Below are 14009 nucleotides of genomic sequence, written 5' to 3' on the forward strand. Positions count from 1 at the left end.
ACAGGCTCAATAGCCGGCTTTGATCTTCTCGAATTCGGCGATCATCTTGAGCTTGAGGTCGGAAGGCACCGGCGACTGGAACAGCGTCTTGTCGACGAATTTCTGCACGTCGTCATAGCCCTTTTCCTTCAGCACCGCCTGATCGACGCCAGCCATGCCCTTGGCATTGGCCTGGCCATAACCCCAGTCCTTGACGAGCACCTTGGCAGTCTCCGGATCGTTGACGGCGTTCAGGTAGTCATAGGCCTTGTCGATATTGCCGGGTGCGTCCTTGAACAGCACGTAGCCGCAAACCCAGGTCGAGATGCCTTCGTCGGTGTCCTTCTTGGACATGATCGGCACGCCGGCCGCCACCGACTGCACCGTCGCGTCATTCCATGCCCAGGCGAGGTCGACCTCGCCACCGCTTAACAGCTGCACGACGTCGGTGGTGTCGGTCCAGTAGGAGCGCACGTTCTTGTGCACCTGGCGCAGGAAATCCGAAGCCTGCTTGAACTGGTCGTCGGTCATCTTGGTCCAGTCCTTGAGGCCGATAGCGAGGCTCGCCAGCGCATAGGCGTCGTCGACGTTGTCGCCGATCGACACCCGTCCCTTGAACTTGGGGTCGGCGAAGGCCTTCAGCGACTGCACGTCCTTGGCGTCGATCTTGGAGGTGTTGTAGGTGAGTTGGGTGTTGCCCCAATCCCAAGGCATGAACCACGCCTTGCCGTCCGGGGTGGTGGCAAGATCCTTCATCGCCATGATGCCGGGATTGAGGTCCTTCCAGCCCGTGATCTTCGAGGTGTCGAGCGGCTGCAGCAGGCCCGCCTCGCGCCATTTCACCACGCTCTGCGAGCAGGGATGGCCGAGGTCGGCCTTGAAGCCGGAGCGAACCTTCTCGAACGCCTCGTCTTCGTCGCCGAAGAAGGCGAAGGTCGGCGAGTCGCCGTTCTTCTCGACATATTTCGGGTGGAAGCTGGGGTCTTCGTAGCCGGACCAGTCGAACACGATCAAGTCCTTGTCGGCGGCGACCGCAAGTGCGGCTGCCGACGCCGCCAGCGTTCCGGCCAGCGCCAAGGTCAGTGTCAGGCGTCTTGTCAGTGTCTTCATTGCCGTTCCATCCTCTGTGGTTTTCTTATGGTTTCGTCGCGTCGGCCGCCTTCCACGGATAGTGTTTGGGGAATGCCGCCGACAGGAATTCGTTTGCCGCCTGCAAGGCGGTTTCACGGGTGGTGTCCTCGGTCCCCATCATCAACCGCAGCCACAACCCTTCGGTCATGGCACTGAGTGCCAGCGCCATGACCTGCGACTCATAGGCATAGTCGCCGCTCTGCTTCAGCGCCGCGCAAAGGTCGATGAAGATGTTTTGGTAGACGGCATCGCGGGCACTGCTCAGCGCCTGATAGGTCGGCCGCGACTTGGCCTCGCCCCAGAAGGCGCACCAGGCGGCGAGCTTGCGCTTGTTGCAGATCGAACGGTCGAAATCGGCCGCGACCAGCGCCTGGAGTTGCCGGGCGGGATCATCGCCGGCCTTCTGCAGGGCATTGCGCCAATGCGCCGAGTACTCGTCATACATATGCTGCAAGGTCGCGATGAGCAGCTTTTCCTTGCTCTCGAAATGGAAATTGACGATGCCGCGCGACAGGCCCGCGCCATCGGCGACATCGGCCATCGTCGTCTCCGAATAGCCGCGCTTGGCCAGTGAATCGATCGTCGCCTCGATGAGCTGAAGCTGCCTGACCTCCTTCGAGGCCTTGCGTCCGCGCTTCTCGGATTCAGCTTTCCGCATTGGTTCAAGGAGGGCGTCCCTGGCGTCTGCCGTCTTCATGGGTCTGACGGTCTCCTGCATCGCCGGCTATCCAACCGGCTTCCGACCGCGAAGATGAGTGGGACGGTGTTCGCCACTGTCAAGCACCTTCTGCATGGCTTCCCAGGTTCGTATGTTCTTGTCGACATAGGCGGCGCCGACCACGGCGGCGACAGTCGGATAGAGCGGTCCTTTCAGCCTTTCCAGCTCGCCACGCGCGACGTCGCGATACCAGGGATTGCGGTCCTTGATGGTGACATCGGCAAAGCCGGCCCGGCGCATCGCCTGCGCATAGCGGGAGGGCGATGCCATGGCGAAGGACAGGCCTTCTGCGGCGATGTAGGCCCTCATCTCGGGCGACGGTTCGCCGTCATGCGAGATCATCCAGTTGGAGGCGGCAAAGACACCGCCCGGCTTCAGTACGCGGAAGATTTCTGCGAACAGGCCATCCTTGTCGGGCACATGCAGCAGCGCATCCTTGGAGAAGACGACATCGAAGGAATGGTCGGCGAAAGGCAGCGAGCCCGGTGGTGCCTGGATGAAGCTGACACGACCCGCGAGCCCACGCGCGGCGGCGCGGCGCCGGGCTGTCTCGATCACCGGCTGTTCGACATCGAAGCCGGTGGCGTGGGCAGCGCCATGGCGCTCGACCAGATGCAGCGTGATGCCGCCCGAGCCGCAGCCGATGTCGAGGATCGTCTTGCCCTGGAGCGAGAGGCCTTCGACCACCCGGTCGACCTCGTCCGGCCCACCGGGCGACAGGTAGCCATCACCCCACAGCGCCTCGAGGAAGCGGATGGCGGTGTCGTCATACTCAGGCTCGGCTGCTGCCGTTTCGATCATCGCACCTCGGCCCCGTCAGCCGATTTGAGCACTTTCGATTGCCGGCAAAGCGTAGCGCATACAGGGCAAAACGCAACACCGTTTGTTGAACATTCATTCAATATGGCTGGACAAAATGGCGGCTGCCATGCCAAATTCCGTGCATTCGGGAACAGATCACGCAAAAATGAAGAGCGGGTCGCACGGGAAGACTGGGCCAAAATGAAAGCTTGGGATGCGATCATCATCGGCGGCGGACACAACGGCCTGGTCAACGCCTGCTATCTGCAGCGCGCCGGCCTCGACGTGCTGGTGGTCGAGAAGAACGACTGGGTCGGCGGTGCCGCCACCAGCCGGGAATTGACGCCGGGCTTCCTCTATTCCAACTGCTCCTATGTCTGCTCGCTCTTTCGCCCCGAGATCATGCGCGACCTCGAATTGCCGCGCTTCGGACTGCAGGTCATCTCCTATGAGGGCGGCGCGGTATTCACGCGTGACGGTGACTACCTCGCCAACTACCGCGACCACGATGCCCACCGGCGCGAGTTCGCCCGCTTCTCGAAGCGCGATGCCGAAGCCTATGACCGCTACGCCCGCGACGTGACGCGGCAGTGCCGCTTCATCCAGCCGCTCCTGATGCGCACCGCACCCGATCCGACCAGCCTGCGGCCGCGCGACCTCGGAGAACTGCTCTATCTCGGCAAGAAATTCGCCGGCCTTTCGGCGCAGGAAATGGCGCTGACGCTGCGCTTCTGGACCATGTCGATCTCGGAGTTCCTCGACGAATATTTCGAGACCGACGTCATCAAGGCGAACTTCGCTTTGTCCGGCATCATCGGCACCGCGCTCGGGCCGATGTCGCCAGGCACCGCCTACGTGCTGCTGCATCACTATATGGGCGAGGTCGATGGCTCGGTCGGCGCCTGGGGTTATGCGCGCGGCGGCATGGGCGCGGTCACCAAGGCGCTGGCCGCGTCCTTCAAGGCGTCGGGCGGCACCATCCGCACCGGTGCCGAGGTCGACCATGTGCTGGTCGGGAGGGGTAAGGCCAAGGGCGTGGTGCTGGCCGGCGGCGAGGAGATTTATGGCAAGCTCGTCGTCTCCAATGCCGACGTGAAGCGCACCTTCCTGAAGCTGGTCGAGGAAAAGGAACTGCCCGATGTCTTCCTGCGCCGGGTCAGGAACTTCAAGATCCGCGGCTCGTCCGGCAAGGTCAACATCGCTCTCGACTCGCTGCCGGAATTCCCGGCGCTGCCGAAGGATTCGCCGGTCTATCGCGGCGATATGCATTTCACCGATTCGATGGAGCGCATGGAGCGCGCCTATGACGACTGGAAGGCCGGACGCTGGTCCGCCGATCCGTTCCTCGACATGGTCATCCCAACGACGCTCGACCCGACCATGGCGCCGCCCGGCAAGCACTTCATGAGCTGCTTCGTGCAATACGCGCCGCCCAAGATCGCAGGAGCCGAGTGGACCGATGCCGACCGCGACGGCTTTGCCGAGAGCGTGATTTCGCAGATCGCGGAATACTCGCCGGGCTTTCGCGACCGCATCGTCCACATGGAGGTGCGCACCCCGCGCGAGATCGAGGCCGAGGTCGGCCTCACCGAAGGCAACATCTTCCAGGGCGAACTGACCTTCGACCAGCTTTTGTTCAACCGGCCCGTGCCGGGTTACGCGCAGTACCGCTCGCCGGTCGGCGGCCTCTATATGTGCGGCTCCTCGACCCACCCCGGCGGTGGCGTCATGGGAGCGCCCGGCCGCAACGCCGCGGCGGAAATCCTGCGCGACCTCGCCAAATCCACCTCGCATATGAGCGCTGCCCATGACGTCATCTGAGACAATCGTCATTGGCGGCGGCCACAACGGCCTCGTCGCCGCGGCCACGCTGGCGAAGGCCGGTCGCAAGGTGCTGGTGCTGGAGGCCGGAAGCGAAGTCGGCGGCGCCGCGCGCACCGAGAAATTCGCGCCGGGCTTTCGTGTCTCGTCAATCGCCCATCTGCTGAACCGGCTGCATCCCGATGTGGTCAAGACGCTGGATCTGGACAAGCACGGGCTGCAATTCGCGCGCGCCGACTTCATGCCGTCGGTTGCGCTGTCGAGGGACGGCCCGCCGCTGGTCCTGCATGGTGCCTATGGCGAGGTGTTGACCGGCGCCAGTTCGTCCGAGCAGTCGGCCTGGAAGGAATTGCGCGCGCAGCTGCTGCGCTATGCCGGTATATTGAAGCCGTTCCTCTCCCGGCGCCCGCCCGATCTCGCCGGCATGTCGCTGCTCGAGACCGCCTCGCTCGGCCAGACCGCGCTGGCGCTGAAGAAGCTCGGCAAGGAAGACATGCGCGACTTCCTGCGCGTGCTGCTGATGAATGTTGCCGACCTGCTCGACGAGCAGTTGGCTGATATCAGGCTAAAAGGCCTGCTCGCTTTCGATGCGACGCTGGGCAGCCATCTCGGCCCCCGCTCGCCGACATCATTGCTCGGCCTCTACTACCGGCTGGCCGGCGAGACCGGCGGTGCAGCCGGCGCGCAGATACTGCCGCAAGGAGGCATGGGCGCGGTTGCCGCTGCCATCCGTGCCGCGGCGGAAAAGGCCGGCGTCACCATCCGCACGTCGACGCCGGTGGCGAAGATCATTGTCGAGAACGGCCGCGCAGTCGGTGTTGCGCTCCACACTGGCGAGGTGCTGCGTGCCAGGACGATCGTCTCGGCCATCAATCCGGCGACCACCTTCCTCGACCTTGTCGGGCCGCGCGAGATCGATACCGGCTTTGTGCGCAAGGTGAAAAACATTCGCATGAAAGGCGATGCGGCCAAGCTCAATCTGGCGCTCGACCGACCGCCGCAATTCACCGGCGTCGATGCCGCCGGCCACAAGGGCCGCCTGGTGATTGCGCCCTCGCCCGACCATGTCGAGCGCGCCTTCAACCCATCCAAATATGGCGAGTTCTCACCCGAGCCGGTGATGGAGATCACGCTGCCAAGCCTCGCCGACCCGTCGCTCGCGCCGAGCGGCGCCTGCGTGCTGTCGGCGGTCGTGCAATACGCGCCCTACGCGCTGAAAGAGAGTTGGGATGCCGGCAAGCCGAAATTCCTCAAGGCGATCATGGCCCAGCTCGAAGCCTATGCGCCTGGCATCGGCAAAAGCGTGGTCCACGCCGAGCTTCTGACGCCGGCCGACATCGAAACGCGCTACCGCATGCCGGGCGGCCACTGGCACCACGGCGAATTGCAGGCCGACCAGATGCTGATCTCGCGACCGGTGTCCGGCTGGTCGGGCTATGACACACCGCTCGAAAGGCTGTTCCTGGCCGGAGCCGGCTCTCATCCCGGCGGTGGCGTCTCCGGCGCTCCCGGCCTCAACGCCGCGCGGCGCATCATTGCGATGAAGGGGTAAGCCATGGCCCAGTCAACCAGGAAGAAGCCCGTCTCGAGGACAGTCAACGCGGTCGTTTCCGCCCGCATCGCCGCGCAGGACCATTTCCGCACGCTGCGGCTCGGCACGCCGTTCCAGCCGCGCATCGACGCGCTGGCCAAGACCCAGGACTGGTACAATTGGGCTGGCTACCGCGCGCCGCATTCGCTGTGGGACGAGGAACTCGAATATTTCGCCATCCGCAGCCAGGCCGCCCTGTTCGACATTTCGCCGATGACCAAATACCGGATCGAAGGGCCGGACGCCGAAGCCTTCCTCGACCGCGTCACCTTGCGCGATGTCACCAAGCTGAAACCCGGCCGTGTCCACTACACGGCGTGGTGCGACGACGAGGGCTTCGTCCTCGATGACGGCACGCTGTTCCGGCTGTCGCCGACACGCTTCCGGCTGTGTTCGCAGGAGCGGCATCTGCCATGGCTGCTCGACAGCGCGATTGGCTTCGATGTCACCGTCGCGGAGGAAACGGAGGCTGTCGCCGGGCTCGCGCTGCAAGGGCCGACCGCGTTTGCGGTGCTGCGTGATGCCGGCTTCACCGGCGTCGAGAAGCTGAAGATATTCGACCTCGCCGATTTCCAGCATGATGGCGGCACCGTCGGCATTTCTCGCACCGGCTTCACCGGCGACCTCGGCTACGAACTGTTCGTCTCGGCCGACAGGGCGCTCAGCCTGTGGGGCCGCTTGATGACGGCGGGCCAACTGCGCGGTATCCGCGCCATCGGCTACACCGCGCTCAACCGTGCTCGCCTCGAGGCCGGATTGATCGTCGCCAATGCGGATTTCACCACCGCCGAGCACGCCATCCGCGCCGATCGCCTGCGCATGCCGGACGAGATCGGCCTCGGCTTCATGATCGATCTGGAGAAAGGTCATTTCAACGGTCGCCGCGCCATCCTCGAGGCTCGCGCCAAACACAAGCTGCGCCATGTGCTGGTCGGGCTGGAGATCGAAGGCAACATCCCCGCCGAACATGCCATCGTCTACCACAAGAAAAGCCAGGAAGTCGGCCTGGTCAGCGCCGCCATGTGGTCGCCAATGGCCAAGCGCAACATCGCCATCGCCTCGCTGGCGCGGCCGTACGGTGATACCATGGTCGAGGACCTCTGGGTCGAGATCTACGCCATGCGCGAGCTGCAGTATCAGAAGCTGATGAAGCGCGCCAAGGTGGTGGCGCGGCCCTTCATCAAGCTCGACCGCCGCACCGCCAATCCGCCGGCGGATTTCTGACCATGACCGACGAAGCCGAACTCGAAGCCGCCGAGCAATGGGAGCTGGTCAACACGCCGCTCGGCGAGAAATGGTCGGGCCGTACGCGCTATGCCGCCGCCATGTTCTTCTACAAGGGCGGCGAGATAAGCGCCGAGACGCTCGAAGTCTACCGCATCTGCGCGCGGCTCGATTCGGAAGATCCGCTGCCGATCATCCGCGATCGCGGTGTCGGCAAAGACTGGCTCAAGCGCATGGGTTTCGAATAGGTCTTTTCTACCCGATGGTTCTCTCCAGCATGCTGAGCCAGTTGCGATAGGCGATCTTTTCGATCAGCGCGCGGCCGAAACCGCGCGCCGCCAATGCATCGATCAGCTTCGGCAGGCCGGCGACATCGCCGATGACGGCCGGGATCATGGCGCCGTCGAAATCCGAGCCAAGGCCGACACCGTCCTCGCCCAGTGCCTGCAGCAGCGAATCGACATGGCGCACCATGATGTCGAGGCTGGTGTCGGCATTCATGCGGCCGTCCTCACGCAGGAATCCGGTGGCGAAGTTCAGCCCGACCATGCCGCCGGATTCGCGGATCGCGCCGAGCTGCCAGTCAGTGAGGTTGCGCGAATGGCCGCAGATCGCGTGGACGTTGGAATGAGTGGCGACCAGCGGTGCGTCGCTGAGCGCGGCGACATCGCGAAAGCCCTTCTCGTTGAGATGCGACAGGTCGATCATGATCTTCAGCTGGTTGCAGGCCTTGACCAACGCCTTGCCGGCATCGGTCAGCCCGGGGCCGGTGTCGGGTGAGGACGGAAAGCGGAACGGCACGCCGTGGCCGAAGGCGTTCGGCCGGCTCCAGACGATGCCGAGCGAGCGCAGGCCGGCAGCATGCAATACGTCGAGCATTGTGAGCTCGGGATCGATCGCCTCGACCCCTTCGATGTGGAACACCGCCGCAATCGAGCCTTGCGCCATCGCGTTGCGGACATCGCCGGCACTGCGGCAGACGGTGAGCCCTCCGGCTCGCTCCAGCCTGAACAGGATCGAGGCCATCGCGATCGTCGAGGTCAACGCATCGGCGCGTGGGACCTCGGGCGGCAGCGGCTCGGCATCGCTCGGCGCCAGCGGCACGGCGCTGCGCCTGGTTTTCTCGACAGGCGGCGGAAAGATGGCGAACATGCCGCCGGCAAAGCCACCGGCTTTCGCGCGCGGCAGGTCGACATGGCCACCCGATTTCCCCTCGATGAACAGCTTTTCGACGTCCGTGTCTTTCGACTGGTAGAGTCTGAGCAACGTGTCGTTGTGGCCGTCGAAGACGGGAACGAGGTCGGTTTCGGTCATTGGGGGATCATTCGGTTCGTTTGTCGGCGCGGTGGCTGCGATAGATCATATCCACTTAGGCAAGATGCGCTACCCGTGCAAATGCCAAAGCCATCGAAGCGGGACGACAGCCTGATGTCGCGCCCGTTCCGATCGACGAAATGCCGGCCGATCCTACTGCTTCAGCACGTCTGCCCACTCGTGGTGGCGGCGGAACTGGGCATTCGCGAACGGGCAAAGCGGGATGATCTTCTTGCCCGCCGCGCGTGCATCCTCGACGGCGCGGGTGACGAGCCGAAGCCCGGCACCTTGACCGCGGAACACGTCCGGCACTTCCGTATGGTCGATGATGATCTGCTGCTCGCCGATCTTGGTGAAGGTCATCTCCGCCTCGGCGCCGTCTGGCCCGCGCAGGACGTAGCGACCCTTGGAACCGCGATCTTCCAGTTCGATTTCAGGCAGTTGGTCCGGCATCGCTATACTCCCTGGGTGGCGCCGGCAAAGACATGCCATGCCGCCTCGATTTCGTTTGGCCGCACCTCGTGCCCGCCGTCATGCCACGCCACTGTGACATCGGCGCCATCGGCACGCAAATAGGCTTCGAGCCGCGTGGTCAGGTTCGGCGGACAGATCGGATCGCGCCTGCCGGCGGTCACGAGAATGTGACGGCCGGCGAGACTGCCGTTGATCTCGGGTTCGAACGGGATCAGCGGATGCATCAGCACTGTGGCATCGAACATCGCCGGCGCCGCAAACACCACCGAGGCCAGGATGTTGGCGCCGTTGGAATAGCCAAGGCCGAACGCGGCTGACGGCTTCGCCGCCTCGATATGGGCCTTGATGAAGCCGGACATCTTGTCCGTCGCCCGCGCCAGATCGCCCATGTCGTAGACGCCTTCGCCGGTGCGGCGGAAGAAGCGCGCCGCACCATGTTCCGCCACATCGCCGCGCGGCGAGATGATGGTTGCCTGGGGCAAGAGATCGCGCCCCAGCGACAGAAGCTGGTTCTCATCGCCCCCCGTGCCGTGGAAGACGAAGAGCAGCGGACCGCCCGGCGAACCGGGCAGCACCTTGTAAGTGTAAGCGTCCTTGCTCATGGTCTCAGCCTTCCAGCTTCTGCAGATGCTGTTCGAGATAGGGCCGCAGATGCTGATGCTGCGTCGGCAGCTTCAGCGCCTCACCGAGATGAGCGGTATCCTCATCGCGATCGAAACCCGGTTCGTTGGTGGCGACTTCGAACAGCACGCCACCCGGCGTGCGGAAATAGATCGCCCAGAAATAATCGCGGTCGATCACCGGCGTCACCTGATATCCGGTGTCCATCAGCGCCTTGCGCACTTCGAGCTGCTTGGCGCGGTTCTCGACGGCGAAGGCGACATGGTGGACGGAGCCCGCGCCGAGATCGGCGAAAGCGGCACCCGGGAGCGATTCGATGTCGACGACGTCGGCGCCATTGCCGTTCTTCACCGCCAGCCGCCGGACATTTCCGGACTTGTCGATCTCCTCGTAGCCCATGAACTTCAGCAACTCCTCGGTGGCGCCGCCATCCTTCAGCCTGAGCGACACGGAGTGAAAGCCGCGGATCGCCTCATCGGTGGGGATGCCGCCTTTCGCCCATGGCTTTCTGGCGTCGGCCTTGTCCTCGACCAGGGCGAAACCATCGCCGTCCGGTCCGGCAAAGGCCAGGCGCTTTTCGCCGAATGTCTCGTCGCGCGACAGGCCCGAGACGCCTTCATCGGCAAAACGCTTTTCCCAATAGGCGAGCGTGCCTTCCGGCACGGAGTAGACCGTGGTGCCGACTTCGCCGACGCCATGACGGCCCTTGCCGATGTTGGGAAACGGAAAATAGGTCATCACCGAACCCGGCGTGCCGGCCTCGTCGCCATAGTAGAGATGGTAGACGTCCGGCGCATCGAAATTGACGGTCTTCTTGACCCGGCGCTGACCGAGTTTCCTGGTGAAGAACTCGTTGTTCTGGCGGGCATCCCTGGCCATCGAAGTGACGTGATGCAGGCCCTTGATCTGATCGAGCATGGTCTTGCTCCTTCCCTTGGTACTTGTGCGGCCCTTGCCGCTGTCCACGCCTATATGAGGGCTCCATAGTCTGCGGCAAAGGCGGCAAACACAGAATGGACTGTGCTTTAAAAGTGAACAATCCAAATAACTTCGTTCACCAATTGACGAATATGTCAGGCTTGCGCCATCGCCGGAATTCGGTTCCATGAGCGGCGTTCGACCATACAGGATAAGGGTATCGCGAGTGACCGGAAAAGCCATGCGCCCGAATGTTCTTCTGATCACATGCGACCAGTGGCGCGGCGATTGCCTGTCGGCTGCCGGCCATCCGGTTGTGAAGACGCCGAATGCCGACGCGCTGGCCGCCGAGGGTGTGCTATTCAAACGGCACTATGGTGGTGCGGCACCTTGCTCGCCGGCCCGCGCCTGCCTCTACACCGGCCTCTACCAGATGAACAACCGCGTCTGCCGCAACGGCACGCCGCTCGACGCCCGTCACGGCAATATCGCGCTGCATGCCCGCAGCCTCGGCTATGATCCGACGCTGTTCGGCTACACCGACGTATCGCTCGACCCGCGCCTGCTGGCGCCGGGCGACCCACGGCTGCAAAGCTATGAAGGCGTGCTGCCTGGATTCACGGTGCGCCAGTTGCTGCCCGAGCATCAGAAGCAGTGGCTGTCCTGGCTCAAGCAGCGGGGCATCGATACCGGCGCCGGATCGCCGGATATCCATCGCCCGGTGAACGAAGGCGGCAAGGCCGAGGCCGCCGTCAGCAACGCACCGCCCGTTTATTCGAAGGACGAAACCCCATCCTCCTTTCTAACCGGCGAATTCACGCGCTGGCTCAGCGAGCAGGAGAACGATGTGCCATGGTTTGCCCATCTTTCCTTCATCAGCCCGCACCCTCCCTTCATCGCGCCCGAGCCATACAACAATTTGTATGATCCGGCTGCCGGTCCTGCCTTCCACCGTGCAGCGAACTGGCAGGCAGAAGCGGAGAGCCACCCCTATCTCGCCTATGATCTCGGCCGGCAGAAGCAGGCCAAGTTCCGTCCCGAGGCCAGCGGCAAGGTGCATGGTTGGAGCGGCGACGATTTTCGGCGCATCCGCGCGATCTACTACGGCATGATCTCGGAGGTCGACGCGCAGCTCGGCCGTATCTGGCAAGCGGTCAAGGCCGCAGGCGCGTGGGACGACACCATCATCGTGCTGACATCAGACCACGCCGAGATGATGGGCGACCATTTCATGCTGGGCAAGGGCGGCTATTTCGACGGCAGCTACCACATTCCGCTGATCATCCGCGACCCGCGTCACGGCAAGGCCGCCGGCGGCGGTGTCGATCGGTTCACCGAAGCGGTGGACATTTTGCCGACGCTTCTCGACCTGCTCGGCGAAGCCCCACAACCGCATCTCGACGGATGCTCGCTGAAGCCGTTCCTAAGCGGCGGGAGCCCTGCAGCCTGGCGCGATGCCGCGCATTGGGAGTTCGATTTCCGCTCGATTGCCGAGGGCGAAGCCGAACGGCATTTCGGTGTCGCCTCACGCCAATGCAATCTCGCCGTCATCCGCACGGAAAAATTCAAATATGTGCATTTCGGCGGTAACTTGCCGCCGCTGCTGTTCGATCTGGAAAGCGATCCGGGCGAATTGAACAACCTCGCCGCCGATCCGGCCCACCTGGCCGTGCGGCTGGAGTTCGCCGAAAGGCTGCTTGCCTGGCGGGCTGAACATCTCGACCAGTCGCTGGCACTGGCCGAGCTAACGGCGCACGGCGTTGCCGGCCATGTTAGCAGGGGATCCAGACAGTAGGGCAGTAGGCCTGGACTGTGCAGCACCCACTGCCCTACTGCCCTACTGGCCTACTGCCATCATTGCTTCTTACTGCACGATCATGCGCTGCTGGTCACGCTTCTCCGTATAGCTGCCCTTGTCGTAAGCAGTTTGAGCCTCGAGCTGTTCCTTGGTGAAGGTCGTGTACAGGTACTTCCTGCCATCCTTGTCGGTCATGAATTTGAGATTATCCATGCCGACCGCGACTTCCTTCTCGCCAATGCCGAGGAAGCCGCCGACGTCGACGATCACAGCGTCGGTCTTGTTGTCGGGCGCCAGCACGACGTCACCGATTTCGCCGACCTTGGCATCATTGGCGCCGTAGACGGTCGTGCCCTTCAGGTCCTCGGCGCGAATCTCGCCGACAGGCATCTCGGTTAAGGTCGACTTGTCGATTGCCGCCGTCTGGGTCTGGTCGGGTGCCGAGGCATCGGGTGTCGAAGCAGCAGGAGCCTCAGCCGTCTTGTCAGCCGGTGCGACGGCAGGAGCCGTGGCATCGGACGGTGCAGCAGCCGGTGCGGTTGCAGCCGGCTCATTGGAAGCCGTCGTTGCCGGTGCCGGATCATAGGCCTTGCGGTTGAAATCCGGCTGCGCCTGAAGTTCCTCCTTGGTGGTCTGGGCCACCAGCCAGCGGTCGCCGTTCTTCTCGGCCCACTGGGCCTTGCCGAAATCATAGGTGACATTCTTGGCGCCAAGGCCGAGGAAGCCGCCGACGCCGATGACCAGCGACTCGGCCTTGCCTTCATTTGTCAGAACAATGTCGTTGACGCTGCCGATGTTCTGCGCGTCATCGCCGGTGCCGTTGTAGACGGTTTCGCCAATGATGTTGGTGGCGAGATTGCCGTCGGCGCGCTTCACCGGTTCGGCCGGCGCAGCATTCATGTCGACGGGTGTCTGCGCGGTGTCAGCCGGCGCGGATGCAGCCGGAGCCTTTGCGTCCGTCGATGCGGCCGGTGCCGGAGCCGGTGCATAGGGCTTGCTGTCGAACTCCGGCTGCGCCGTCAGTTCGTCCTTGGTCGCCTGGGCAACCAGCCAGCGGTCGCCGTTCCTTTCGGCCCATTGCAGCTTGTCGTAATCGAAGGCGACATTCTTCGCTCCCACACCCAGAAAACCGCCAACGCCGATGACGACGGACTTGGCCTGGCCATCCTTGTCGAAGACGACATCGCTGACCTTGCCGATGTTCTCGGCATCGTCGCCGGTGCCGTTGTACACGGTTTCACCGATGATGTTGGTGACGATGCTGCCTTCGGTGCGCACCGGAGTGGCGGCTGGCTCCTGAACAGCGGGGGTCTGGGCCGGCGCCGGGGATGTCGCATTCTGCGCATAGGCCCCGGTCGCGACCAGCGCTGCGAGTGCGGTCGTGGCTAAGAGGTTGCGGGTCATGATGATCTCTCCTCGTGGGTGATTTCGTACGCGCCGCGCTCGGTTGAACCGTCGCTGAGGAGGTTCGGACGCGGCATCTTCTTCACAACGTCGTGACCATGCTGTTGTTCCGACAAAACACTTCGCGTCGTGCCGAAGCCAAGAAGCGGCGAAGCGCCGGCGGTTTCTCAAAACGGAACCTTTCCCGCTTGGTCGCGTTTCAGCCCGTGGCTGGG

At 63.6% G+C, this 14009-nt stretch carries 13 protein-coding genes; 5 read left to right on the forward strand and 8 right to left on the reverse strand.

The window, feature by feature from the left end; translation table 11 throughout:
* Positions 1 to 6 precede the first annotated feature (6 nt).
* The 3 genes from AC1DZP_RS01495 to AC1DZP_RS01505 are packed head-to-tail and all read right to left on the reverse strand — an operon-like array spanning position 7 to position 2629.
* Positions 7 to 1089 carry an ABC transporter substrate-binding protein gene (locus tag AC1DZP_RS01495; RefSeq protein ID WP_477299906.1) on the reverse strand — a complete coding sequence of 361 codons (1083 nt, stop codon included), beginning with the start codon at positions 1087 to 1089 and terminating at the stop codon, positions 7 to 9.
* Between the two features lie 25 nt (positions 1090 to 1114).
* Positions 1115 to 1828: a transcriptional regulator BetI gene (gene betI / locus AC1DZP_RS01500; protein ID WP_477299907.1), complete on the reverse strand. Its 714-nt coding sequence runs from the start codon at positions 1826 to 1828 to the stop codon at positions 1115 to 1117.
* Between the two features lie 6 nt (positions 1829 to 1834).
* Complete coding sequence (locus AC1DZP_RS01505) at positions 1835 to 2629, reverse strand: class I SAM-dependent methyltransferase (protein ID WP_477299908.1); 795 nt, start codon at positions 2627 to 2629, stop codon at positions 1835 to 1837.
* 201 nt (positions 2630 to 2830) lie between these two features.
* Here AC1DZP_RS01505 and AC1DZP_RS01510 point away from each other — a divergent pair, with 201 nt between their 5' ends.
* Genes AC1DZP_RS01510 through AC1DZP_RS01525 form a run of 4 tightly spaced genes read left to right on the forward strand, consistent with a single transcriptional unit; the run spans position 2831 to position 7513 of the window.
* Entirely contained in the window at positions 2831 to 4450 is a 1620-nt protein-coding gene (locus tag AC1DZP_RS01510) for a phytoene desaturase family protein (RefSeq protein ID WP_477299909.1), read from the forward strand.
* Positions 4437 to 6002: a phytoene desaturase family protein gene (locus AC1DZP_RS01515; RefSeq protein WP_477299910.1), complete on the forward strand. Its 1566-nt coding sequence runs from the start codon at positions 4437 to 4439 to the stop codon at positions 6000 to 6002. The genes AC1DZP_RS01510 and AC1DZP_RS01515 overlap by 14 nt, the downstream gene beginning before the upstream one ends.
* Positions 6003 to 6005: 3 nt before the next feature.
* On the forward strand, positions 6006 to 7265 hold the full coding sequence (locus AC1DZP_RS01520; protein WP_477299911.1) for an aminomethyl transferase family protein: 1260 nt from the start codon (positions 6006 to 6008) through the stop codon (positions 7263 to 7265).
* 2 nt (positions 7266 to 7267) lie between these two features.
* Positions 7268 to 7513, forward strand: a complete 246-nt coding sequence (locus tag AC1DZP_RS01525) for a hypothetical protein (protein WP_477299912.1) — start codon at positions 7268 to 7270, stop codon at positions 7511 to 7513.
* Between the two features lie 7 nt (positions 7514 to 7520).
* Here the strand turns inward: AC1DZP_RS01525 and AC1DZP_RS01530 are convergent, their stop codons facing one another.
* The 4 genes from AC1DZP_RS01530 to AC1DZP_RS01545 form a co-directional block, all read right to left on the reverse strand.
* On the reverse strand, positions 7521 to 8579 hold the full coding sequence (locus AC1DZP_RS01530; protein WP_477299913.1) for a dipeptidase: 1059 nt from the start codon (positions 8577 to 8579) through the stop codon (positions 7521 to 7523).
* A 153-nt stretch (positions 8580 to 8732) separates the two neighbouring features.
* A complete protein-coding gene (locus AC1DZP_RS01535) occupies positions 8733 to 9032 on the reverse strand; it encodes a GNAT family N-acetyltransferase (RefSeq protein WP_477299914.1) in 300 nt (99 codons plus the stop codon).
* Between the two features lie 2 nt (positions 9033 to 9034).
* Positions 9035 to 9655 (reverse strand): alpha/beta hydrolase, encoded by a 621-nt coding sequence (locus AC1DZP_RS01540; RefSeq protein ID WP_477299915.1) that lies wholly within the window; start codon positions 9653 to 9655, stop codon positions 9035 to 9037.
* Positions 9656 to 9659: 4 nt separating this feature from the next.
* The gene (locus AC1DZP_RS01545) at positions 9660 to 10592 is read right to left on the reverse strand and encodes a VOC family protein (RefSeq protein ID WP_477299916.1); all 933 of its coding nucleotides are present in this window, start codon (positions 10590 to 10592) and stop codon (positions 9660 to 9662) included.
* A 241-nt stretch (positions 10593 to 10833) separates the two neighbouring features.
* Here AC1DZP_RS01545 and AC1DZP_RS01550 point away from each other — a divergent pair, with 241 nt between their 5' ends.
* Positions 10834 to 12387: an alkaline phosphatase family protein gene (locus tag AC1DZP_RS01550; protein WP_477299917.1), complete on the forward strand. Its 1554-nt coding sequence runs from the start codon at positions 10834 to 10836 to the stop codon at positions 12385 to 12387.
* A 69-nt stretch (positions 12388 to 12456) separates the two neighbouring features.
* On the opposite strand, the gene AC1DZP_RS01555 is transcribed toward AC1DZP_RS01550, so the two are convergent.
* Positions 12457 to 13794: a PRC-barrel domain-containing protein gene (locus AC1DZP_RS01555; protein ID WP_477299918.1), complete on the reverse strand. Its 1338-nt coding sequence runs from the start codon at positions 13792 to 13794 to the stop codon at positions 12457 to 12459.
* Between the last annotated feature and the right edge of the window lie 215 nt (positions 13795 to 14009).

The organism is Mesorhizobium sp. P2_F8 (genome assembly GCF_056403655.1).